The following is a 21,808-nucleotide window of genomic DNA, read 5'->3' as shown; positions in this document are numbered from 1 at the left end:
TGTTCGGGATGGTCGAATTCGCGTGCCCGACCGCCGCTGACCGCGTGTCCTTCCGCCGCACAGATATTCAAGCTGTCAGCACTGGATGCGGTTTTCCCACCAGTCGTGCAGGGGGTCGTTCCGGCGAGGCACATAGCGAGCCCGATCCCGGACGTCTCTGAGCATCGCGCCTGTTTCTTGGTGAGCAAGCCCGGCTGCGCGCTGATGCATGTCAGGACGGCAGCCCAGCGAAAGCCGGTTCGACGGCACGCTGCGCCGACAGGGCGAGCTGAGCCGCGGTTCAAAGCCCGCGGGCTGATTCGCCTGGGCAAAACCGCATCGAAGGTCCTGGCCTGCCCGGCGGGACGTCGCCGGACCGTGCTGGGCTACAGGCCGGTCGGCTATATGGCCGTAATTGCGGCGCTGGGCGGCAAGGCCGCCCTGCGCCGCGGGGTGCATTTGAGGAGGATGCCGAGGCATCGGCCGCGCCAACCAGTCTTCGCGCAGGCTGCGACCTGGTGCGCGACGGAACCCAGGGTGCGGTTCGGGCGACATCTACATCGGGAAATATGGCTTTTGAGCTGTGGGTTTCTGCGGTGGTGGGGATTGTGAGCTGCCGCCGGGTGCGTCGAGGTGAGTCGGCGTGACGACGGAGTTGATGCACGAGAGTGCTGTTTGCTTCAGGAACGGAGTAGGGGCTCAGGCGCGGCGCTCGTGGTCGTTGCGGGTGCAGCGTGGTGCGAAGGGTTTGGTGGGGTTGGGTGCGGCGTATGCGTCGTACCGGCATGGTCGGGTGTTCGCGTCGCGGTTCGGTGCGGAGGGGACTACCGCGGCGATCTGGCCGTTGATCGTGGACGGCTTGCTCACGTTGGCGACGGCGGAGTTGTGGCGGGGTCAGCGGGGGAGTGGTCGGTCGTTGGCGTGGGCTGTGTTCTCGAGGTGCGGTCGATGTCGGCGGTGTTCGGGTTGCGGTTGGCGGGTGGGCGCGACGTCGCGGTGAAGGCGCGGGAGGACGACGGCCGGGCCGCGTCGTGTGTTGCCGTGCAGGGCCGGTTGGCGGAGCGGGGGTTTCGGTGTGTCCGGCCGCTCACGCCTGCAGTCGGCGTCGGTGCGCCGGCCGTGCACGCTGAGGAGTTCCGGCCCGGCGGCGACCTGCTGGAGGACGATCCGCCGGACGTGGCGGTGTTCGCTGGGCTGAGGGGGGAACTGGCCGAGGTGAACGTCGTGCCTCCTCCGCTGCCGAATCCGCGCTGGGTGCATTGGGACCACGGGGGTTCCGGGTTGTGGCCGGCCATCGGGTTCCTTGACGAACGGGATCAGAGCGTCGTGCCCGCCTCCGCCGTCGACGCGGCCGCGCGGGTCCGCGCGCGGATGCTGGCCGCCGACCTGCCGTGCGTGCTGGGCCACGCTGACTTCGAGGCGCAGAACATCCGCTGGCGCGACGACCGCGGGTGGGCTGTGCATGACTGGGACAGCCTGGCGTGGCAGCCGGATGCGGCGCTGGCGGGAGCGGCGAGCGGAGCGTTTCCCAAGACCGGGCCGGCGACGCTGCCGCCGATCGAAAGCTCCGAGGCGTTCTTGGCGGCATATCAGGACTTCCGGTGGCGGCCGTTCACCGCGGAAGAGCAGGAGATCGCGTGGGCGGCCAGTCTCTGGCCCGCGGTGCACGACGTCCGATGGGAAGCTTTGCACGGCGCCTCTGCGGGGGCTGGCGACGCGGTTCGCGCGCAGGCAGCCGAACGCCTCCGCCGAGCCAACGCCTAGCCCGGCCGCGAGCGCCCAGTTCCGGAGGACGGACTGTTCCGGTTCGCGGTTCTGGCGCAGCTTCGTCATCGTTCCTCCTCGAGATCAGCCAGGAGAGTCGACGGAGGCCGAGATCCGGCCTTTCCGCCCCGCGTCGCGGCCCGATTTCTGGGGATGAAGACGTCGCTGTCGTAGGCGATCCCATCCGCATGCGCGTGGCTGCGCGCGAGAGGCTTCTTGAATACGTGGAAACGGTGCGTCTTCACCGTCTCGACGAGCAGGAACTCTCTTTGCGCTAAAGGGAGCTGCTCAATGTCCTCGTCCAGCTGACGTCGCCGTTCGCTCCGTCGTTGAAGGCGATCACCATTTCTCTCGGTCGACGCAACAAGTACACGACTGGCAACGTCGGTCGAAGGGGGCGGCATGCTGCGCCGGAAGAGGTGACCGTGCGGTCTCCGTCCGTGCGGGGGTCGTCTGTCCGGCAGCAGCTGGCTACGGCCGGCCGGCTGCGGATCAAAGGCTGAACTTCGCCTCATCGCTCTGGGTGGTTTCCGAGGTCTTGGAGCCCAAGGGTGCACACCAGGCCCAACGGTTCCCGCGGCGCGTTGTCGGCGCGAGGTAACTGGGTGGACGAGGCAGAGAGCCGCGTTCCGGGCGGCGGCCGCCGGCGCGGGGACGCTAGTCCCGAGGCGACTGCTTTCCGGCCTCGAACTCGCCGCGGTCGGCGCGCTCGCGTACGCCGCGCCAGAACTCGAGGGCGGCGTATTCCATGCCGAGCCCGAGTTCCAGGGTGATCATCCGGCCGGCTACTTCCTCGATGTGGCCGAAGCGGCGCTGCATTTCCTCGTATTCGGCGATCCGGCGCTCGTGCTGCTCGACCTGACCCTTTGCGAGCTGTGCCACGTCGTCCGGTCCGGCCAGCTCGCTGAAGAACAGCTTGATCTCCGCTACGTCGCGCAGCTCGAAATGCTCGTCGACAGGCTCGGCCATCCAGCCGCGCAGCGCCTTCCGGCCGGCTTCGGTGATCGAGAACGTTTTGCGCCGGCGCCCCGAATCTTCCTCGTCGAGTTCCAGCAGGCCGGCTTCCTCGAGCCGTTTGGGTTCCGAGTACAGCTGCGCGTGCGGGAAGTTCCAGAAGTAGCCCACTGAGCGGCCGATCGCGCGTTTGAGGTCGTAGGACGTGGAAGGACCGCGCAGCGCGATCATGCCGAGCACCACGTACGACGTCGTCGACAACCGAACCGTTGACATGCTCCGAACCATATCGTAGGTTCGCAACCATCCGAAACAGACGGTCAGAATCGTACCGTGTGTTACGTACGGTAGTTCCGATCGGCACGACCGCTGTCGCGATGGAGGGACGGTCATGGATCTGGGCACGGTTCTGCGCTGGACGGCGGAGCGTTATCCCCGGCGTCGCGCGGTGGGCGGCAGAAGCCCCATGACCTATGCGGAGTGGGATGCGCACACCGACCGGCTGGCACGGGCGCTGGCCGAGCTCGGCGTCCGGCCCGGCGAACGGGTGGTGCTTTCGCTCGCCGGTGGCGAACCGCTGGCCAGCCTGCACCTGGCCGTGCAGAAGCTCGGTGCGGTCTCGGTGCCCCTGTCCTTCCGGTTCGCGCCGCCCGAACTTGCCTACTGCGTCGCCGACGCCGCGCCCGCCCTGGTGATCACCGACGCCTCGACCGCGGCTCTCGCGGACGAGGCGCTGGTTGGGCTGCCCCCGGTGGCCCGGATCGCCTCCGGGTCACCGGGCGAGGACACCGTCGAGCGCCGGGCGCTGGCTCAGCCGAGCGGCTGCCTGGGCATCCGAGTGTCTGATCAGGACATCAGCGTGATGCTCTACACCTCGGGCACCACCGGGAAGCCGAAGGGCGTGCCGCGCACGCACTCCGCCGAGCACCACGCGGCGATCGCGCATTTGATCCAGAGTGGACAGTCTCGCTTCGACGCCACGCTGGGCGTCATGCCGCTGTTCCACACGATGGGGCTGCGCACTCTGCTGGCCACTCTGGTCGGCGCGGGAACCTGGGTGCCGCAGGTGAAGTTCGACGCGGACGAGACGCTCGAATTGATCACCGCGGAGCGGATCGGTTCGCTGTACCTGGTGCCGACGATCTACTGGTCGCTGGTGCGCACCGGCCGGCTCGCCGAGGCGCGAACCGTGCGCAGGCTGGCCTACGCCGGCTCGTCGATGACGCCGGCGTTGGCCGAGCAACTCGCTGGCGCGCTGGAACCGGAGTCGTTCGTCAACCACTTCGGCAGCACCGAGATCTACACCTTCACGATCGGCCCGGACGTTGTCGCGAAGCCGGGGTCGGCGGGCCGCGCCGGCCTCTTCTCCCGGGTCCGGCTGGTGGACCCGGATCCCGCGGCGCCGCCGGACGCCGAAGTGAAGCCGGGGGAGCAGGGGCAGATCGCCGTCTCGATGTCCAGTCCCGAGGCGTTCGCCGGGTACTGGCGCCGTCCCGACGCCGACGCCAGCTCCATTCGCGGCGGCTGGTATTTCCCCGGCGACCTGGCGATCGCCGACGAGGACGGGGACCTCTGGGTCGCCGGCCGGGTCGACGACATGATCAACTCCGGCGGCGAGAACATCTACCCGGAGGAGATCGAGGACGCGCTGATCCGCTGCGCGGCGGTGCGCGAGCTGGTCGTCGTCGGCATCGCGGACGACCGGTGGGGCCAGGCCGCCACCGCGTTCTTCATCCCGGGCGACGGCATGACCCCCGAACACGCGACCGAAGTGCTGGAGACCTTCGTTCGCGAGCAGTCCGGGCTGCCGTCGTTGAAACGCCCCAAGCGGTTCGTCGCCGTCGAGACCATTCCCAAATCCGGGGTGGGCAAGATCCTGCGCCGCGAACTGAGCTCCGGCAACTACCGCGCGCTGTCCGACAGCGCCGCAGAAGCAGGCAGGTGAGCCGAATGAACGCAGTCTCCGACAAACCGGCCAGGAGGACGGCGCGAGTCGAGGACCCCGCGCTGCTCACCGGCCGCGGCAGGTTCCTCGACGACATGGACCCGTTGCCGGGCACGCTGACCGCGGCGATCGTGCGCAGCCCGCACCCGCACGCCCGGATCCGCGGCGTCGACCTCGAGCGGGCCCGCCGGCACCCCGGGGTCGCCGCGGTGATCGGTCCCGAGGAGGTCAAGGCGACCCTCCGGCCGTTCCCGCTGGCGCTCAAGACACCGATGCCGTACTACCCGACAGGGACGGACAAGGTGCGCTTCGTCGGAGAACCGGTCGCGGTCGTCGTCGCAGGCGACCGGTACCTGGCCGAGGACGCGGCGGAACTCGTCGAAATCGACTACGAGCCGCTGCCGCCGGTGGTCGACGTCGAGAAGGCGCTCCTGCCGGACGCGCCGCGGCTGCACGAGGACGCGGACGGCAACGTCGCGACCGACCGGACCTTCGCCTTCGGCGAGGTGGACGAGGTGTTCGCCAACGCGGATCACGTGGTGAAGGGCAAGTACCACTTCCCGCGCTACTCCTCCACCCCGATGGAGTGCTACTCGGTCGTCGCCGAGTGGCAGGACGAAGTGGACGGTCCGGCCATCCAGGCGTGGGCGAACTTCCACGGCCCGTTCTCCATGGTGGCGGTGCTGGCCGGTGCCTTCGGCCTGCCCGCGTCGCGGATCCGGCTGATGATCCCGGCCGACAACGGCGGCAGCTTCGGCATCAAGGCGGGAATCTATCCCTATGTCGCGCTGATGGCGCTGGCCAGCAAGCACGCGGGCCGGCCGGTGCGCTGGACCGAGGATCGCATCGAGCACCTGCTGGCCAGTTCCGCCGGGTCTGACCGTGCAATGCGGTTCGAGGCCGCCGTGTCGGCCGACGGCATCGTGCAGGGGCTGCGGGCCGACCTGGTGGACAACGTGGGTGCCTACTTGCGGCCGCCGGAGCCCAGCACGCTGTACCGCTGCTTCGGCAACATCACCGGCGCCTACAAGATCGACGCTGTCGAGATCCGCTCGCGTGCGGTGGTGACGAACAAGACGCCCACCGGACTCAACCGCGGCTTCGGCGGCCAGCAGCTGTACTTCGGCCTGGAACGGCTGATGGACAAGGTCGCCGAGACCTGCCGCCTGGACCCGGTCGAGCTGCGCAAGCGGAACTTCGTGCGGCACGAGGACTTCCCGTACGCCACGCCGACCGGCGGCATCTACGACTCCGGCGACTACGACCGCGCACTGGACATGGTCGTGAAGAACGCGAACTATCAGGCGCTGCGGGAAAAGCAACGGGAAGCGCGGGCGAGGGGCGAGTACTTCGGCCTCGGCGTGGCCACCATCGTCGACCCGTCCGCGACCAACATCGGCTACGTCGGCCTGGCCACCCCGGCCGAGCAGCGGGCGTCCGGGCGCGGCAAGTCAGGCTCCACCGAGCACGTCCGGATCAGCGTGGACCCCAACGGGCTGGTGTCGGTGCTGCTGGGCACCGTGCCGCAGGGCCAGGGCCACGCCACCGTCGCGCAGCAGGTGGTTGCCGAGCAGCTCGGCCTGCCCCTGGACCAGGTGCGCCCGATCGTCGAAATGGACACCGCCACCACCCCGTGGACCATCAGTTCGGGCAGCTACTCCTCACGCTTCGCACCGCTGCTGACCAGCGCGCTGGTCGAGGCCGCGGAGAAGCTCGCCGAGACAGTCAAGATCGCCGGAGCCACCCTCCTCGGTGTCGCGGCCGAGGACGTGGAGCTCGCCGAGGGACACGTCCGGCAGCGCGGCGAAACGGGCCGGGCGGTCCCGTTCAAGCACGCGGCCGGGTTGGTGCACTGGGATCCCGGCGCGCTGCCGGAAGGCACGTCCGCGCGGTTGTACGAGGAAGCAGCGTTCACCCCGCCGCAGTCGAAGGCGGCGAGCCGCACAGACCAGATCAATTCCAGCCTGTGCTACGGCTTCGTCGCGGAACTGGCCGTCGTCCGGATCGACCCGGACACCCGCGAGGTGAAGCTCGAGCAGGTAGTCACCGTGCACGACGCCGGCACGATCCTCAACCCCACCCTGCTCGAAGGCCAGGTGCACGGCGCGCTCGCACACGCACTGGGCGGCGCGCTGTTCGAGGAGATGCGCTACACCGACGCCGGGCAGCCCACCGCCACCTTCATGGACTACCTGTGCCCGACCACCGCGGAAACGACCTTCGAGCTCAACAGCGACCACCTGGAAACACCGTCCCCGCTGACCCGGCTCGGGGCGAAAGGCTGCGGCGAAGGCAGTTGCATGAGCCTGCCGGTCGCGATCGCCAACGCGGTCGCGGACGCGCTCGCTCCGGCCGGAGTGGACGTCACCAGCCTGCCCCTGCACGGAAACGTGCTCCACGAGCTGCTGACCGGCAGCACCTCGCAGAACGAAAGGAACCACTGACGATGGCACTCACCGGAGGCGAGATCAGGCTCGACCGCGGCCACGAAGGCCGGGTCGCCTACCTGACCCTCGATCACGGCAAGTACAACATCATCACCTGGGAGACCCGTCAGGTGATGGCCGACCGGTTCGCGGAGATCGACGCCGACGACGAGATCAAGGTCGTGGTCGTCCAAGGCGCGGGGGAGCACTTCTCCTCCGGCGGCGACATCGCCGGGTTCATGGAGGTCGACCCGATCGACTTCACCGACCTGGGGCAGAACGTCACCGCCCCGGCACGCAGCCCCAAGCCGGTGATCACCGCGGTCGACGGCTACTGCTTCGGCGTCGGGCTCGAACTCGCGCTGTCCACCGACATCCGGGTGGCTACCCGGCGCGCCGAATTCGCGCTGCCGGAAATGCGGCTGGGCATGATCCCCGGCTCCGGCGGCACCCAGCGCCTCGCCCGGCTGATCGGGCTGTCCCGAGCGAAGTACCACGTGATGACCGCGTCCCGGATCAACGCGCAGCAAGCCGGGGACTGGGGCCTGGTGGCGAACGTGGTCGAGGACCGGGCCGCGCTGGACGCCGAGGTGGAGCGGATCGTGGGCGTGCTGCTCGGGTTCTCCCCGCTCGCCGCGCGCACCGCCAAGGAGGTGCTCGACAAGGGCGTGGACGCGCCGCTGTACTCCGGCATCGAGCTGGAGCGCAAGGCGTACTCGATGCTGCGCTCCAGCAACGACTTCGCTGAGGGCGTCGCCGCGTTCACCGAGAAGCGCGCACCGAAGTTCCAGGGCCGGTGAGCTGACACCATGAAGGCCGCACCATTCGCCTACGTCCGGCCGTCGAGTCTGTCCGACGCGATCGCCGAACTCGCGAGCACGGGCGGCGGCGGCAAGGTCATCGCGGGCGGGCAGTCACTGGTCCCTGTGCTGGCCATGCGGCTCGCCCGCCCCGAAACCTTGGTGGACATCAATTCCGTCCCGGAGCTGGACCGGGTCGACACGGCGGGCGGGTACCTGGAAATCGGCGCCACGGTGCGCCAGCGCCGGGTCGAACGGGACCCGGCGGCTGCCACGGTTCCCCTGCTGGGCATGGCGTTGCCGTGGGTCGGGCACCGGGAACTGCGCAGCCGGGGCACCGTGTGCGGGAGCCTCGCGCACGCCGATCCCGCCGCCGAGCTGCCGGCCGTCGCGTGCTGCCTGAACGCCGAGCTGACCGTGACCGGCACCGAGGGTTCCCGTCAGGTGCCGGCCCGGGAGTTCTTCTCCGGCGCGATGATCACCGCGCTCGGACCGGACGACATCCTGACCGCGGTGCGCTTCCCGGCAGGCGGCGATCGGGAAGGCTTCGGGTTCGCCGAGATCGCGCGCAGGCACGGCGATTTCGCGCTCGCCGGGGTCGCGGTCCGGGTCCGGGTGCGCGGTGCGGAGACCGAGGCGGAGCTGACCGGGTTCGGCGTGTCCGATCGGCCGGTCACCCGCTCCGTCCGCGCCGAGCTCGCCACCGCGCTCGGTGAGTGCGGCGGCGACGTGCGCCGCCTGGCGAGCGCTCTGTCCGACCCGCTCGCGGCGGTGGCCGACGAACTGGTCGACACCGACGGCGACGCCCACGCGTCCCGCGACTACCGTCGCCGGCTTTTCCGCACGTTGGCGAGCCGGGAACTGTGCAAGGCATACGAGCGCGCTCGCAGGAGCGCCGGTGAGGTGACCTCGTGAAGACTGTTCCGGAAACGACCGAACCCTTGGCGCAAAAAGGAAAACCGCGTGCGGTCAAGGCGGCCGCGGACGCTCTCGTCGAGGTCAGGATGACGGTGAACGGAACGCCTGCCGTGCTCAGCGTGCCCGCGCGAGTGACGCTCGCCGACGCGCTGCGGGACCACCTCGGGCTCACCGGCACGCACGTGGGTTGCGAGCACGGCGTGTGCGGGATGTGCACGGTGCTCGTGGACGGGGAAGCAGCCCGGGCCTGCCTGCTGTTCGCGGTCCAGCTCGACGGGGCGGACATCGTCACCGTGGAGGGCCTGGGCCGGCCGGACGACCTGCACCCGCTGCAAGAGGCATTCGGCCGCAACCACGCGCTGCAGTGCGGTTTCTGCACCCCCGGCTTCTTGATGAGCTCGTACGACCTGCTCAGCAACAAGCCCGAAGTGACCGAGGACGAACTGCCCGAGGAGCTGTCCGGGGTCATCTGCCGCTGCACCGGGTATCGCAACATCCTTGCCGCGGTCGAGGAAACCCGGGCGGCGCACCCGGACGGCATTCCCGCCCCGGGCAACTGCGCGCGCCGGGCGCTCGTGGGCCGGGCCAGCGGTCAAGCGGGCAGCACCGACGGCCGCGAAGCCGACGAGGACAGCAACGCCGCCGAGACCCGCCGGGTCGACATCGTGCTGCCGGACGGCGATCCGACGATCGCGGTCGACATCGAGACCGAGATCGGCGTGCCGGTGGACGCGGTGTGGCGCGTGTTCGACGATGTGTCGCTGCTCGCCCGGTGCCTGCCAGGAGCAGAGCTCACCGAGGACCTGGGCGAAGACCACTATGCCGGCCGCGCGCGCGTTTCGGTGGGCCCGATCAAGCTCGCGTTCAAAGGGGTGGCGCACGTCGTCGAGCACGACCGCGCCAGTCAGCGGTTGCGCGTGCTCGCGCAGGGGCAGGACACCGGCGGAGCGCAGACCCAGGCCGACATCGTGCTGCGCACCGAGGCCACCGCCGCCGGCACCGCGATGCGGGCCGAAGCCAAGGTCTATCTCACCGGGCGCATCGCGCAGTTCGGCCGCGCGCTGGCCGGGGACGTGAGCCGACGCATGTTCGAGCAGTTCGCGGACGCCCTGGCCGAAGCCGCGACCTCCGGGCAGGCGCCCAGCGGTCCGGTCAAAGCGCCGAGCGCGCTGAAACTCTTGTTCGCTCCGCTGTTCGACCGGATCCGGACAGCTTTGCGTCGCCCGCGCCGGAAGTCCCGCTGATCCGGATTCGCGGGCAGGAGTTCACGTTTCGGATTCCTGTCCTGGTTCTCGCTGTCCTGTCTCGTCTCCCGTGAGGGGAAAACCTTGACACCCGATATCGCACCACGGTCAAAGTCGCCTCGTGCCGCGGTATTCGCATCCGTCGCCGGCTGGTCCTTCGACTTGTTCGACCTGTTCCTGCTGCTCTACGTGGCCGGCCCGATCAGCAAGAACATCTTCCCGAGCACCAGTCCGACCCTGGGTATCGCCGCGGTGTTCGGCTCGTTCGCGGTCACCGTCGTGATGCGCCCGGCGGGTGCCGCGATCTTCGGCGAGCTGGCCGACCGCAAGGGACGCAAGGCCACCATGGTGCTGGTCATGGGCGGCGTCGGCATCACCACCGCCGCGATGGGCCTGGTCCCGCCGCACGCCGCGGTGGGCGTGCTCGCCCCGATCTTGTTCCTGGCGCTGCGGATCGCGCAAGGATTGTTCGTCGGCGGCGTCACCGCGACCACCCACACGCTCGGCACGGAGAGCATCGGCGCGCGCTGGCGCGGCCTGATGAGCGGGCTGATCGGGGCCGGCGGAGCGGGCCTCGGCGCCGCGCTGGCCAGCTTGGCCTACATCGTGGTCTCGGCGATCTTCACCGGCCCGGCATTCGACCAGTGGGGCTGGCGGGTGCTGTTCTTCTGCGGACTGCTCAGCGCGCTGCTGAGCTTGTTCGTGCTGCGCAAGGTCGAGGAATCTCCGGAGTTCGAAGGGAAACAGCGGGCTCCGGTGCCGTTCCGGGAACTGGTTCGGGGCCGCGGAAAGAAGATCCTCGCGCTCAACATCGCGGTGGCCGCCGGCGGCGGCGCGCAGTACTATCTGACGTCCGGGTACTTGCCCACCCTCCTCAGCGAGGTGGTGGGGGTACCGGCAGGTCAGCGCGGCGCCATCCTGCTGATCAGCAGCGTCGTGGTGATCGGGGCGGCGATCGGTGCGGGCGAACTGAGCGAACGGCTCGGCCGCCGCCGCACCATGATCGGGTTCGGCCTGTGCAACCTCTTCGCGTTGCCGTTGCTCACCTGGGGCATCGCCTCCGCCGGAGGCCATCGCGGCGCGGTCGTCGCGGTGCTGTGCGTGATCATGGTGATGCTGTCCAACGCCGCGTACTCGCCGCTGATGATCTTCCTCAACGAGCGGTACCCGACCGAATTGCGGGCCAGAGGCACCGCAGTGAGCTGGAACCTCGGCTTCATGCTGGGCGGGCTGATGCCGACCGTAGTGAGCCTGCTCAGCCCGGCTCTGTCGGACGTTCCCTCGCGGCTCGTGATCTTCTTGGCGGGCGCGACCCTGGTGTTCGTCATCGCGATCCTGGCCAGCCCGGAAACCCGGGGTGCGCTCGATCGTGAGCGCGGCGCCAGGACCGCGGCCGACGACGCCACTCCCGTCTGACAGTGGCGGGACACCGGATACGTGCTCTTCGGTCGGTGGGCGAGGCAGGGCATGCGGCTCGATCCGGACGCCGGGGCGGCTGGGCACGTGACGCGCTTCCGGCCCGCGCCGGCTGATCGGGATGCCCGGACCTACTACCGGTGTGCCGCGCGTGTCGGTGGCCAGTTGAACTCCCAGCTAACTCCCCTCTGGCGGCCAGTTAGCGGGAGAGTTATCTGCCATGCGCCCGACTGCGTAGCGTGCCTCCCGGCGCGTTCGCGGAAGCCGGTCAGGACGAATAGCGGCCGGTAGCTCCCGATCGACATGGTCGTGCCGAGTGCGACCGCGCTCTGGGTGCAGTCCGCGAGTTCGCCCAGCAACCGGCCGAGTTCGCCGGTTATCTATCGATAAACCGATGCGATGAACGCAAGACTATGGTTTGATTATCCGGTGAGATGCGAGTCATCGTGCTCGCCAGCGGAGCTATCCGACCAGTCGTTTTCCTTTATGGCAGAGTCTTCGGCTGGCTCTCGCTGTCGCCGAGGCGGCGAACACGGCCAGCGAGACGCTAGCCGTCGAGAAACATTCCATCGAGTTCGTGCCGAGCTTCGGGGCTCGATGATGTGCAGTGCAATCAGACATTGTGGGATCTGGTTTCCGACGGAATACTGCATTCCGTTGCGAGTGGCGCTGCGACTCCCTCAAAAGGTAATCGCGACATTCGCAAACTCCCAGGTGGTCACTTGAGCTGAAGGCGGCGCTTGTCGCACGTCGCCATTCGCGTTTATCGCACAGTTGAGCAGTAGGCCGACGGGGGCGTTTCGCCGGCGCGCCACGGCCCGCCGAGCACGGTCAGTCGTGCCGGAGCTTCCCAGCGGTATTCCTGTTGCGCACTGCACCGAACAATGCGCAAGCCACCCCTTCGGGATACCCCGAAGGGTGCACTTCGTCAGTCATGGCTTTCGGGTTTCCGCGGCCATTTTGTTCTGCCTGACCCCGAAGACGGCCGCGTGTCCGTGAACCCGACGCTGCCAAGGCGCGGAAACGCCGCCACTGCGGCAGCGGAGCACGCGGAACATCCGACGTCGCCAATCGGTCATCTCGACGTGGCCGTACTCGGAATGCCTCCTCCGTCAGCCGATCGTGGTCGAGATCGCGCTGAACCAGATCGCGAGGAGCAGCGAGCGGTCGCCCTCGTCGACACCGCCGTTTTGTACAAGGACCTGCGCGGCTCGGACTGCTTCGGCCAACCGGTCGCCAGCACGGCGCACGCACTCGGCGGGCAACTCGTCGAAGGATCCGAAGCTTGCCTGGACGAACGATTCGGACACCTATGCGGCGGTGGCGACGGCGGCCGGAGCCGCGCGGGAGTATCCGCGGCTCCGGAATTCCACGGGGATGCTTCGCGAACCCGGGATTCCCGGCGTTCCCGCGGGATGTCTGCGGCGGGCCCGGGGATGCGTATCCTTTCGGGCGAAGCCTTCCGATCGCATTACTTTCCCGCACCCCGCCGAAACGAGCCAGGAGCTACCGGGGAATGCTCAGACCGCTGAAAGGAGAGACCGGAGCGATGACGCTGGACCCGACGTCCCTGAAACTGTTCGTGCAAGTGGTGGACCACGGCACGATCGCCGAAGTCGCCGACCGCGAGCATCTCGCCGCCGCGGGGATCAGCAGGCGGCTGCGCGATCTGGAGCAGATGCTGGGAACGGAACTGCTGGTGCGCACCAACCGCGGAATCACCCCGACGGCGGCCGGTGCCGCTTTCGCGGTCTCGGCCCGGCAGGTGCTCGACGACCTGGCAGACCTGACGCGACGGATGCGGGACTTCTCGTCCGGCTCGCGCGGGCTCGTGCGTCTGCTGGCGAACATCTCCGCGGTGTCGACCTTCGTGCCGCCGCTGGTCGCGTCGTTCGCCGCCCGCTATCCCGGCGTCCGGCTGCAGGTGCTCGAACAGGACAGTCTCGCGATCACCGAGGCGGTCGCCGAGAACCGGGCGGATATCGGGCTGTTCACCAGCCTGCCGTACCACGCCGACATCGAGGTCTACCCGTTCCGCCGAGACGAGCTGAAGGTGCTGGTGCCGGAACGGCATCCGCTGGCCGCGCGCGATTCGGTCGCCTTTGCCGAAACGCTCGACCACGAGCACGTCGTGCTCCGCACCGGAACGCATCTGCGGCTGCAGATGCTGACCGCAGCCGGGCAAGCCGGGCGGACGCTGCGGCATCAGATCGAAGTCGCGTCCTACGACGCCCTGTGCCGGATGGTCGAATGCGGCCTGGGGATCGGCGTCGTTCCGGCCGGGAACCTCGTGGGGTACGCCTTGACCGGCACCAGAACGCTGGCTCTCGACGAGCCGTGGGCCAGCCGCGACCTGTCCCTGTGCGTCCGCCGAGCCGAGGCGCTGCCACCCGCGGCGCGGCTCATGTTCGAACACCTCCTCAGCGACGAAGGACGCGCCCTCCAGCCATGACGGCAGGTGATGGCGGTCTCGCGAATCATTGCTGTGCAACGGCAACGCGGCCTGCTTAATCTTCATCGTCCGCTCCGGACCAGCCGTCGGGCACTGGCGCCGGAACATGGGAACAAGGGAGAGAGGGGACATCGATGATCCGTGCTGACTCGCCAGAGTCGCCGTCTGCCGGCATGGGCTCGGTCGCACCTTCCGTGCGCTGGAAAACGCTCGGAGGTTGCTGGGGTGCTTGGCTTTTCGACGCGCTCGACGCCGCAGTGTTCAGCTTCGTCCTGCTCGCGGTCGCGCACACGTTCCACACCACACTCGCCGAGGTAGCGTCCTCCGTCGCCTGGTTCTTGCTGGCTACCGGTGTCGGCGGCTATCTTTTGGGCTACCTCTCGGACCGCATCGGGCGGAAACGCACGTTGCTGGTATCGGTCGTCACCTATGCGACCGGAACCCTGCTCTGTGGCTTCGCGCACAATGTCGTGGAGCTGAGCGTCTACCGGCTGTTGGTCGGCATGGGCGTCGGCGGCCTGTGGTCGGCCGCGGTCGCGCTGGTCAGCGAAGTCTGGCCGACGCGGAAACGCGCGTGGGCGATCGCGGTCATGCAGACCGGATGGTCCGCGGGCAACCTCCTGGCAGCGGTCCTCGCCTGGACCGTGCTGGATCCCGCCGACCCGGCGTCATGGCGCAAGCTGTTCGTCATCGCCGCGATCCCCGCGTACGTCGTCGCTCTCGGCATTCTCGTCGCGGTGAGCGAATCTCCCGTCTGGATCGCCGAGCAAGCACATGGCGGACGCGAAACCGCCCGGCCCGGCATCGCGGCGATCTTCCGGCGGGAACTCCGCGCGACCACCGCGAAAGCCTTGTCGATCTCCGTCCTGGGCATGTTCGGCTACTGGGTGATCATGACGTTCACACCGACGTTCCTCCAGAGCGTGCTGCACGTCCGGATCGACCAGGCACCGGTTTTCCTGGTGTGGACAGGGGTAGGCGCGACTGTCGGCTACCTGCTGTTCGGTGCCCTCGCCGAGCGGATCGGCAGGAGGCGGGCATTCGCGTTCTTCTTCGTGGGCATCGCCGTCTCGATCCCGCTGTTCGCCTACGGCGTGCGCATGATCCCGCTGAGCGACGGAGGAATGGCCTGGACGACAACGAACGTCGCGATCGTCGGCGGGCTTTCGGCCCTGCTCGGCTTCTTCACCGGGTACTTCAGCGGATTCGGCGCCTGGTACGCCGAACTGTTCCCCACCCGTGTCCGGGCTGCCGCGGCCGGGTTCTGCTTCAACTTCGGGCGGGTCGGGGCGATCGCGGGAATCGTCGTCGTGCCGCTGCTGGTGCCCGTCGCCGGCTTTGCCCTCACCTACTGCCTGGCCTCCGTGACCTACCTCCTCGCCGCCGGCCTCGTTTTCACTTTGCGCGAAACCGGCGGCGAGGAACTCGACGCGAACCACCACCCCGTTTCCGAGGAGAACGCATGACCACCAACTTCCGCATCGGCCAGATCGTGCCGAGTTCGAACACGACGATGGAGACCGAGGTTCCTGCGATGCTGCACGCGCGGCACCGGCTCTTCCCCGAAGAGCGCTTCACGTTCCATTCCGCGCGGATGCGGATGATGCACGTGGATCCCGACGAGCTCAAGCGCATGGACCTCGACAGCGACCGCTGCGCCGTCGAGCTCAGCGACGCGCGGTGCGATGTGCTCGCCTACGCATGTCTGGTGGCGATCATGTGCCAGGGGCCGGGTTACCACCGCGTGTCCGAGCAGCGGCTCGGCGAGGTGGCCGAGGCTAACGGGGCACCGACGCCCGTGATCAGCTCGGCCGGGGCGCTGGTCGCCGGTCTCAAGACGATCGGCGCCAAGAAGGTGGCGATCGTGACGCCGTACCTGAAGCAGCTGACCGCTCAAGTCGCCGGATACCTGGAGAGCGAGTCGATCGAGGTGAGCGACGCGCTGAGCCTGGAAGTGGCGGACAACCTCGCAGTGGGCCGCCTCGACCCCGCCGACCTGCTCGACCATGTCGAGCGCCTGAACATCACGGGTGCGGACGCTGTCGTCCTGTCCGCGTGCGTCCAGATGCCCTCGCTGTCCGCGATCCAGCCGGTGCAGGACAAGCTCGGCGTGCCAGTGGTCACCGCGGCCGCGGCGACCGTGCATCGCATCCTCGCCACGCTGCGCCTCGACACCACGGTGCCGGACGCCGGTCATCTGCTGTCCGGCGCCTACTGACTCCTCCATACGGGATACCTCGAACGGACAGTCGTGCGGTGCCGCAGGCGTGCTGCCTCCACCGGGCAGAACGTGCGCCGAACGGCCTCAACGGCAGGCGAACCGGCTACGTCGACGTTCTTCATTACGTCCACTATGGAGCGAATCGATGTCGTCCGGCGAAGCGTCCCTGCGACGCAGTCTGTCCACCCGCGCCGTGATCGCCACCGTCGCGATGGTGTTCACCGCACGGTCGCCCGGCGCGGCCGGGGCAGGCCACTCGGAGGGCCCGATGTGAGCACCCCGATTCCGTTGTGCCGCCTGGATATCGCGGATCGCCCGGAAGGAGCCGTTGACCGGATCCGGTTCCCGGGCGTGGGCGAAAGCCGGCGGCGCTCGCTGTGCCGAGAGAACCGGTGGTGCATCCCGTGTTCGGGGATGTCATGCGACGAAGCCTGTCTTGGTACCTCGCGCTTGGCGTTGGGAAATCCTTCGTCCAGTTGAGGTTCGCTCGTGCTCTGGACACGGCTGCGTTCGTTGGCTCGAACGGTCAAGCGGCGAGCGGATGGGGTTCGCAGGGGCACGTGGCAGATCCGTGAAGGGTCGATGCGCGCCGGAGACGACGCGACCACACCAGAGGCGGACCGTCGACGGAGATGCCGAGACGACGCAGGGCACCATGCCGCCTGTCAGAAACAGATAGCACCGATCCGCTGAGCGTTCGGTTCTGCATCGGTGTGACTCCAGCGGGGCGACCAGGCCGCGCAACTTCGGCAGCGAGGGTCGGTGTGGCGTGCCTGACCGCCCGGGCGAGGGCGGCCGCGTGCACGGTTGAGTGGTAGTGGCCGCGGTTGCTCTTTCGATGAGGCCCATGTCCCGCAGCATCGCTAGTTACCGGTGTGCTGAGGGCACCGGACTCGCCCACTGCTCAGCAACCTCCTTCACCGAGGCGTCGGCCGCTGGGCGGCGAAGGCGAACAACATCACCAGTGCCCGGCGAGCGCTGTCGAGTTTCGGGCGTGTCACCCCAGTGTCCTCTGCGGCTCCTTCCCAGTCAGAGCTGCCGCCCGAGTTCGGCCGCGTGCTGTTGCATGACCGGCCGGACACGGTCGCGGAACTCCTCGACAGTGACCCGGGAGCTCGAGGCGCTGATGGAGATGGCGGCAACGACCTGGCCGGCCGGGTCGCGGACCGGCACGGCGATGGAGAGCAGTCCTGGTTCGAGTTCCTCGTCGCCGATGGCCACACCGTCCGCACCGGCGTCCTTGACGCGCTGTGCGACGGCGTCGGCAGTGGTCGGCGTCTTGGGAGTGCGCGCTGGAAATGGCGCGGCGGCGAGATAGTCGGCCAACTCGGATTCGCTCAACGCGCCGAGCAGGATCTGTCCGGTCGAGGAGGCATAGAGCGGGATTCGCGCGCCCACCCGAATGCTGCTGTTGAGGATCCGGGTGCCCTCGCTCCGGGCGACGAACAGCGAGTCGTTTTCGTCGCGGACCGCCAGCGAGACGGATTCGTCGATCACGTCGCGGATAGCCGCCAGGTGTGGTCGTGCGAGCTGCGGGAGAGCTGCGGACTCGGCGTAGGCGGCACCGATGCGGAGGACCCGGGGAGTGGGGGAGAAGAACTTCCCGTCGAAGGTGACATAGCCGATTTCCGCAAGCGTGGTCAGACAGCGTCGAGCGGCGGCGCGGCTCAGCCCGGCGGCCTGGGCGGCGTCGCTGATCGTCAGCCGGGGCGTGGCCGTCCCGAATGCCTCGAGGACAGCGAGCCCTTTGGCGAGTCCGGCCATTCCTTCGACTGCCATGCAGCCCTCCTCTTGACATGCGTGCCCCGCGGCACGTCTACTGAAGCAGATGTTCGGAAAGCGGTTATACGTTCGCATACCGAACGGAATTAGTCAAGTGTCTCCGGAGGGAATGCGTTGAACGAGTCGAGAGGGGCAGGGGCGGCGTCGCAGGCCGCGGCGCGTGCCGACATGTCGAGCCGCGCGTGGCCTGTGTCGCTGACCGAAGTTCCGTACTGGGTTTTCCAGGACGAGGACGTCTATCGAGCCGAGCAGCAGAACATCTTTCACGGCCCCACGTGGAACTACCTCTGCCTGGAAGCGGAGCTCGCCGAGCCGGGAGACTTCTGCGCCACCTTCATCGGAGAGCAACCGGTGCTCGTGACCCGCGATCACGACGGCCAGATCTATGCCTTCGAAAACCGGTGCGCACACCGCGGCTCCTTGATCGCGATGGAGCACTACGGGCATACCAAGGACTTCACGTGCGTCTACCACGCCTGGACCTACAACCTCCAAGGCGACCTCACCGGCGTTGCCTTCGAAGACGGCATCAATGGCAAGGGCGGAATGCGCAAGGAGTTCTGCAAGGCCGCGCACAGTCCGCGGCGGCTCCGCCTCGCGAACGTCCACGGCCTGATCTTCGGCAGCCTCGACAACGACGTACCCGCGATCGAGGAGTACCTCGGCCAGGAGATCCTCGACCGGATCGAGCGTGTTCTCGGCGGGCGCAAGCCGGTAGTGCTCGGGCGGTTCACCCAGACGCTGCCGAACAACTGGAAGCTGTACCTGGAGAACGTCAAGGACTCTTACCACGCCAGCATCCTGCATCTGTTCTTCACCACCTTCGGGCTCAACAAGCTGAACCAAAAGGGCGGCATCATCGTCTCCGAGTCCGGCGGCAACCACGTGAGCTGGTCGGCGATCAACCGGGAGGCCGAAGCCAAGACCGCTGAGCACTACAAGGACCAAGGCATCCGCTCCGACTCGGAGTATCAGCTCGAGGACCCCTCGCTGGTGAACAGCTTCCGCGAGTTCGGCGACGACGTCACCCTGCAGATCCTGTCGGTCTCGCCGGGATTCGTGCTGCAGCAGATCCAGAACTCGATCGCGGTGCGCCAGGTGCTCCCGACCGGGGTCGACTCCACCCACCTCAACTGGACTTACCTCGGCTTCGAGGACGACACCGAGGAACAGCAGCTGGTGCGGATGAAGCAGTCGAACCTGGTCGGCCCAGCCGGGTTCGTCTCGATGGAAGACGGCGCGATCGGCGGCTTCGTGCAGCGGGGCATCGCCGGCGCGAGCGGTGAGTTCGCCACCGTTCAGATGGGCGGCGACCAGGCGGTTTCCAGCGAGAGCAGGGTAACCGAGGCCTCGATCCGCGGCTTTTGGAAGGTCTATCGCGAAGCCATGGGTTTCTCGATCGACGAGTGCGAAGGAGTGCGCCGGTAATGGACGCGTTCACGCTGATCAGCAGGGCCCAGGGCAGTTACGTGCGCGCCATCGACGACGGCCCGATCGAAGACTGGCCCGAGCATTTCGCCGAGGACGCCTTCTACAAGGTGACCACCGCCGACAATCACCGCCGCGGCCTGCCCGCTGGCCTCATCTGGGCCGACAACAAGGCGATGCTCAAAGACCGGATCTCCGCGCTCAAGGAAGCCAACATCTACGAGCCGCACGTCTACCGGCACCTGCTTGGCCAGCCTGCGATCCTCGCCGAGAGCAAGTCCGGCGCCACCAGCGAAACCGCCTTCCTGGTTCTTCGCATCGCCGGCAACGGGCCGACGGATGTCTTCGCCAGCGGCCGCTACCTTGACGAGTACGTCTTCGCCGACGGCGCGGCGCTGTTGAAAAAGCGGGTGGTGGTCTGCGACAGCTCCCGCACCGACACATTGCTGGTGCTTCCGCTGTGAGCGAGCCGCGCAGAGCGCTGCTGAGCATCGGTGACCCGAACGGCAGCGGCCCCGACATCGCGGTCAAAGCGGTTGCGATGCTCGGCGCCGCCGCACCGGTCGTGGTGGGAGACCGGCACGTCCTCGTGGAACCTGCCCGCAAGGCCGGCCTTGCCCTTCGGGCAGCGGTCCCCGGGGCGAGGGCCGACGCGGGAATGTGCGACGTGATCGACGTCGGCGCACTCGATCCCGCGGAGCTGGCCATCGGCCGAGTGACCGCTGCGGCAGGCGCAGCGACCATCGCCTATGCCGCCAAGGCAGTTGCGCTGGCGATGGACGGCGGCTACCGAGGCGTCGTCGCCTGCCCGCATTCAGAGAACGCGGTCCGCCAGGCCGGCATCGCCTTCGCGGGCTACCCGCCGCTGATCGCCGAGCTGACTGGTACGCCGATCGACGAAGTCTTCTTGATGCTGGTCGGCGGCGGCGTCCGGATCGCGCATGTGACTCTGCATGAACGGCTCGTCGACGCGATAGGCCGGCTGACCCCAGAGCTGGTCGTCCAGGCCGGTGTCGCTCTCCATACGGCGCTTCGCCGGATGGGCATTGCCGCGCCACGGATCGGCGTTTTCGGGATCAACCCGCACGCAGGCGAGCATGGCTTCTTCGGGGACGACGACCGCCGGGTCACCGAGCCTGCGGTGGCGGCCTTGCGTGCGCGTGGCATTGACGCCGAGGGGCCGACCGGGGCAGACGTCTTGCTCGGCGGCACGCGGGACGCGGACGCGTACTTGGCGATGTACCACGACCAAGGGCACCTCCCGGTCAAGACACTGGCCGGGCGCACCGCCGCCGCGATCACGATCGGCGCGGGCATTCCGTTCTCCAGCGTCGGTCACGGCCCTGTTTTCGACAAAGCCGGGAGCGGCACCGCCGACCCGAGCGCCGTGCTCTCCGCCCTCCGGTTGCTCGCACCGCCCGTTCAGGAGGACTGAGATGACCGCCATCAGCGTCAAAGACACCGCTATCACCTTCGACTGCGCGCCCGAACAGAATGTGCTCGACGCGGCAGAGGCCGCGGGGTGGGCAATCCCTTACTCCTGCCGCAAAGGCGTATGCGACACCTGCGTCGGCACCTTGACGGCTGGAGAGGCGGAAATACCCGGCAGCGGCCGAGCGTGCGGTCCTGCGGAAGTCCGGCTATGCCGAGCGCGCCCGATCGGCGACGTGGAGATCGCCCCTCGCCGCATCGAGGCACGCACGCCTCCGGTGCGCAAGAAGCTCACCACCACCGTCTACCGCCGGCGCCAGGTCGCGCCCAGCGTCACGATTCTCGACCTGCGTTACCCGATCGGCCGGCGGACGCCGTTCCGCGCCGGCCAGTTCCTCAACGTCATCCTGGACGACGGCGACACCAGATCCTATTCGCTGGCCAACTCTCCACAGCACAATGACCTCGCCCAGCTGCACGTGCGCCACGAGCCCGGCGGAGCGTTCTCCGCGAGGATCCTGCAGCAGCTGGAATTCCACGACACCGTAGAGATCGAAGCCCCGTTCGGCGAGTTCTTCGTCGAAGACCCCGCCGAAGGGGCGGACCAGGCCGGCTCCCCGATCCTGCTGCTGGCGACCGGCACTGGATTCGCACCGATGCGGTCGATCATCCTCGACCACATCGCGCGCCGACTGACCCGTCCCGTCCACCTGTACTGGGGCGCGCGCACTGTCGAGGACCTGTACCAGTTCTCCACCCTCCAAGCCTGGGCCGGCCGTTTTGACTGGCTGAGTTTCACGCCCGTGCTCTCCCAGCCGCACCCTGGTTGGGAAGGCGCCACCGGCTGGGTCCAGCAGGTCGCCATCGCCGACCACGCGGACCTCGGCGGCCACCAGGTCTACGCCTGTGGCAGTGAATCCATGACCCGTTCCGCTGCGGAGGAGCTGTGCCGTGCGCGAGGTCTTCCTCCCGAGCGGTTCCACTCCGACGCGTTCGTCTCCGCCGTGCCCGTGCCGTACCCCGTCGGCTGATCCTCTCGCACCTGGAG

Annotated in this window: 20 protein-coding genes; 16 read left to right on the top strand and 4 right to left on the bottom strand. The window is 68.3% G+C overall.

Annotated features, from left to right (window positions below; translation table 11 throughout):
• Positions 1-678 precede the first annotated feature (678 nt).
• Positions 679-846 carry a hypothetical protein gene (locus tag AMYBE_RS46900; RefSeq protein WP_425386978.1) on the bottom strand — a complete coding sequence of 56 codons (168 nt, stop codon included), beginning with the start codon at positions 844-846 and terminating at the stop codon, positions 679-681.
• On the opposite strand from AMYBE_RS46900, the gene AMYBE_RS46895 reads away from it, so the two are divergent.
• Positions 773-979, top strand: a complete 207-nt coding sequence (locus tag AMYBE_RS46895) for a hypothetical protein (protein WP_425386955.1) — start codon at positions 773-775, stop codon at positions 977-979. The genes AMYBE_RS46900 and AMYBE_RS46895 overlap by 74 nt on opposite strands.
• Entirely contained in the window at positions 928-1,743 is an 816-nt protein-coding gene (locus AMYBE_RS0121320; RefSeq protein ID WP_020661420.1) for an aminoglycoside phosphotransferase/kinase family protein, read from the top strand. Before AMYBE_RS46895 ends, AMYBE_RS0121320 begins: the two co-directional genes overlap by 52 nt.
• 657 nt (positions 1,744-2,400) lie before the next feature.
• Here AMYBE_RS0121320 and AMYBE_RS0121315 read toward each other — a convergent pair.
• Positions 2,401-2,973 carry a PadR family transcriptional regulator gene (locus AMYBE_RS0121315; protein WP_027927868.1) on the bottom strand — a complete coding sequence of 191 codons (573 nt, stop codon included), beginning with the start codon at positions 2,971-2,973 and terminating at the stop codon, positions 2,401-2,403.
• Positions 2,974-3,088: 115 nt separating this feature from the next.
• Between AMYBE_RS0121315 and AMYBE_RS0121310 the strand changes: the two genes are divergently transcribed.
• The 6 genes from AMYBE_RS0121310 to AMYBE_RS0121285 all read left to right on the top strand — a co-directional run bounded on the left by AMYBE_RS0121310 (position 3,089) and on the right by AMYBE_RS0121285 (position 11,446).
• Entirely contained in the window at positions 3,089-4,642 is a 1,554-nt protein-coding gene (locus AMYBE_RS0121310; protein ID WP_027927867.1) for a class I adenylate-forming enzyme family protein, read from the top strand.
• A gap of 5 nt (positions 4,643-4,647) precedes the next feature.
• On the top strand, positions 4,648-7,086 hold the full coding sequence (locus AMYBE_RS0121305) for a xanthine dehydrogenase family protein molybdopterin-binding subunit (protein ID WP_020661417.1): 2,439 nt from the start codon (positions 4,648-4,650) through the stop codon (positions 7,084-7,086).
• A gap of 2 nt (positions 7,087-7,088) precedes the next feature.
• Positions 7,089-7,868 carry an enoyl-CoA hydratase/isomerase family protein gene (locus AMYBE_RS0121300; protein ID WP_020661416.1) on the top strand — a complete coding sequence of 260 codons (780 nt, stop codon included), beginning with the start codon at positions 7,089-7,091 and terminating at the stop codon, positions 7,866-7,868.
• A 9-nt stretch (positions 7,869-7,877) separates the two neighbouring features.
• Positions 7,878-8,783 carry an FAD binding domain-containing protein gene (locus AMYBE_RS0121295; protein WP_020661415.1) on the top strand — a complete coding sequence of 302 codons (906 nt, stop codon included), beginning with the start codon at positions 7,878-7,880 and terminating at the stop codon, positions 8,781-8,783.
• Positions 8,780-10,030, top strand: coding sequence for a xanthine dehydrogenase family Fe-S subunit (locus AMYBE_RS0121290; RefSeq protein WP_020661414.1), 1,251 nt, complete (start codon positions 8,780-8,782; stop codon positions 10,028-10,030). The genes AMYBE_RS0121295 and AMYBE_RS0121290 overlap by 4 nt, the downstream gene beginning before the upstream one ends.
• A 162-nt stretch (positions 10,031-10,192) precedes the next feature.
• Positions 10,193-11,446 (top strand): MFS transporter, encoded by a 1,254-nt coding sequence (locus AMYBE_RS0121285; protein ID WP_020661413.1) that lies wholly within the window; start codon positions 10,193-10,195, stop codon positions 11,444-11,446.
• A 1,112-nt stretch (positions 11,447-12,558) separates the two neighbouring features.
• Here the strand turns inward: AMYBE_RS0121285 and AMYBE_RS0121280 are convergent.
• On the bottom strand, positions 12,559-12,756 hold the full coding sequence (locus AMYBE_RS0121280) for a hypothetical protein (protein ID WP_020661412.1): 198 nt from the start codon (positions 12,754-12,756) through the stop codon (positions 12,559-12,561).
• 239 nt (positions 12,757-12,995) lie between these two features.
• On the opposite strand from AMYBE_RS0121280, the gene AMYBE_RS0121275 reads away from it, so the two are divergent.
• The 4 genes from AMYBE_RS0121275 to AMYBE_RS46685 all read left to right on the top strand — a co-directional run bounded on the left by AMYBE_RS0121275 (position 12,996) and on the right by AMYBE_RS46685 (position 16,393).
• The gene (locus tag AMYBE_RS0121275) at positions 12,996-13,898 is read left to right on the top strand and encodes a LysR family transcriptional regulator (RefSeq protein WP_027927865.1); all 903 of its coding nucleotides are present in this window, start codon (positions 12,996-12,998) and stop codon (positions 13,896-13,898) included.
• 134 nt (positions 13,899-14,032) lie between these two features.
• Complete coding sequence (locus AMYBE_RS0121270; RefSeq protein ID WP_027927864.1) at positions 14,033-15,364, top strand: MFS transporter; 1,332 nt, start codon at positions 14,033-14,035, stop codon at positions 15,362-15,364.
• Positions 15,361-16,116 carry a maleate cis-trans isomerase family protein gene (locus AMYBE_RS0121265; protein ID WP_020661409.1) on the top strand — a complete coding sequence of 252 codons (756 nt, stop codon included), beginning with the start codon at positions 15,361-15,363 and terminating at the stop codon, positions 16,114-16,116. Before AMYBE_RS0121270 ends, AMYBE_RS0121265 begins: the two co-directional genes overlap by 4 nt.
• A gap of 148 nt (positions 16,117-16,264) precedes the next feature.
• Positions 16,265-16,393, top strand: coding sequence for a hypothetical protein (locus AMYBE_RS46685; protein WP_020661408.1), 129 nt, complete (start codon positions 16,265-16,267; stop codon positions 16,391-16,393).
• A gap of 755 nt (positions 16,394-17,148) precedes the next feature.
• On the opposite strand, the gene AMYBE_RS0121255 is transcribed toward AMYBE_RS46685, so the two are convergent.
• Positions 17,149-17,898: an IclR family transcriptional regulator domain-containing protein gene (locus AMYBE_RS0121255; protein WP_020661407.1), complete on the bottom strand. Its 750-nt coding sequence runs from the start codon at positions 17,896-17,898 to the stop codon at positions 17,149-17,151.
• Between the two features lie 117 nt (positions 17,899-18,015).
• Between AMYBE_RS0121255 and AMYBE_RS0121250 the strand changes: the two genes are divergently transcribed.
• From AMYBE_RS0121250 to AMYBE_RS0121235, 4 genes are read left to right on the top strand one after another with little or no spacing between them, the layout of a single operon-like run.
• Positions 18,016-19,329: an aromatic ring-hydroxylating dioxygenase subunit alpha gene (locus AMYBE_RS0121250; protein ID WP_211226836.1), complete on the top strand. Its 1,314-nt coding sequence runs from the start codon at positions 18,016-18,018 to the stop codon at positions 19,327-19,329.
• Positions 19,329-19,793, top strand: a complete 465-nt coding sequence (locus tag AMYBE_RS0121245) for an aromatic-ring-hydroxylating dioxygenase subunit beta (RefSeq protein WP_020661405.1) — start codon at positions 19,329-19,331, stop codon at positions 19,791-19,793. The genes AMYBE_RS0121250 and AMYBE_RS0121245 overlap by 1 nt, the downstream gene beginning before the upstream one ends.
• Positions 19,790-20,764, top strand: a complete 975-nt coding sequence (locus AMYBE_RS0121240; RefSeq protein ID WP_020661404.1) for a PdxA family dehydrogenase — start codon at positions 19,790-19,792, stop codon at positions 20,762-20,764. The genes AMYBE_RS0121245 and AMYBE_RS0121240 overlap by 4 nt, the downstream gene beginning before the upstream one ends.
• Position 20,765: 1 nt before the next feature.
• Positions 20,766-21,791 carry a 2Fe-2S iron-sulfur cluster-binding protein gene (locus tag AMYBE_RS0121235; RefSeq protein WP_020661403.1) on the top strand — a complete coding sequence of 342 codons (1,026 nt, stop codon included), beginning with the start codon at positions 20,766-20,768 and terminating at the stop codon, positions 21,789-21,791.
• Positions 21,792-21,808: the final 17 nt, after the last annotated feature.

The sequence above is a fragment of the Amycolatopsis benzoatilytica AK 16/65 genome, from assembly GCF_000383915.1.
Taxonomy (GTDB): Bacteria; Actinomycetota; Actinomycetes; order Mycobacteriales; family Pseudonocardiaceae; genus Amycolatopsis; species Amycolatopsis benzoatilytica.
Note: the sequence above shows the minus strand (reverse complement) of the source record. Positions and strands in the feature narration are given on the sequence as shown.

What these genes read in the sequence shown, in the direction of transcription:
- AMYBE_RS0121245 (WP_020661405.1), top strand. Translation starts at nt 19,329, where the DNA reads ATGGACGCGTTCACGCTGATCAGCAGGGCCCAGGGCAGTTACGTGCGC.
- AMYBE_RS46685 (WP_020661408.1), top strand. Translation starts at nt 16,265, where the DNA reads ATGTCGTCCGGCGAAGCGTCCCTGCGACGCAGTCTGTCCACCCGCGCC.
- AMYBE_RS0121265 (WP_020661409.1), top strand. Translation starts at nt 15,361, where the DNA reads ATGACCACCAACTTCCGCATCGGCCAGATCGTGCCGAGTTCGAACACG.
- AMYBE_RS0121315 (WP_027927868.1), bottom strand. Translation starts at nt 2,973, where the DNA reads ATGTCAACGGTTCGGTTGTCGACGACGTCGTACGTGGTGCTCGGCATG.
- AMYBE_RS0121320 (WP_020661420.1), top strand. Translation starts at nt 928, where the DNA reads ATGTCGGCGGTGTTCGGGTTGCGGTTGGCGGGTGGGCGCGACGTCGCG.
- AMYBE_RS0121300 (WP_020661416.1), top strand. Translation starts at nt 7,089, where the DNA reads ATGGCACTCACCGGAGGCGAGATCAGGCTCGACCGCGGCCACGAAGGC.
- AMYBE_RS0121310 (WP_027927867.1), top strand. Translation starts at nt 3,089, where the DNA reads ATGGATCTGGGCACGGTTCTGCGCTGGACGGCGGAGCGTTATCCCCGG.
- AMYBE_RS0121275 (WP_027927865.1), top strand. Translation starts at nt 12,996, where the DNA reads ATGACGCTGGACCCGACGTCCCTGAAACTGTTCGTGCAAGTGGTGGAC.
- AMYBE_RS0121255 (WP_020661407.1), bottom strand. Translation starts at nt 17,898, where the DNA reads ATGGCAGTCGAAGGAATGGCCGGACTCGCCAAAGGGCTCGCTGTCCTC.
- AMYBE_RS0121235 (WP_020661403.1), top strand. Translation starts at nt 20,766, where the DNA reads ATGACCGCCATCAGCGTCAAAGACACCGCTATCACCTTCGACTGCGCG.
- AMYBE_RS0121305 (WP_020661417.1), top strand. Translation starts at nt 4,648, where the DNA reads ATGAACGCAGTCTCCGACAAACCGGCCAGGAGGACGGCGCGAGTCGAG.
- AMYBE_RS0121270 (WP_027927864.1), top strand. Translation starts at nt 14,033, where the DNA reads ATGATCCGTGCTGACTCGCCAGAGTCGCCGTCTGCCGGCATGGGCTCG.
- AMYBE_RS0121295 (WP_020661415.1), top strand. Translation starts at nt 7,878, where the DNA reads ATGAAGGCCGCACCATTCGCCTACGTCCGGCCGTCGAGTCTGTCCGAC.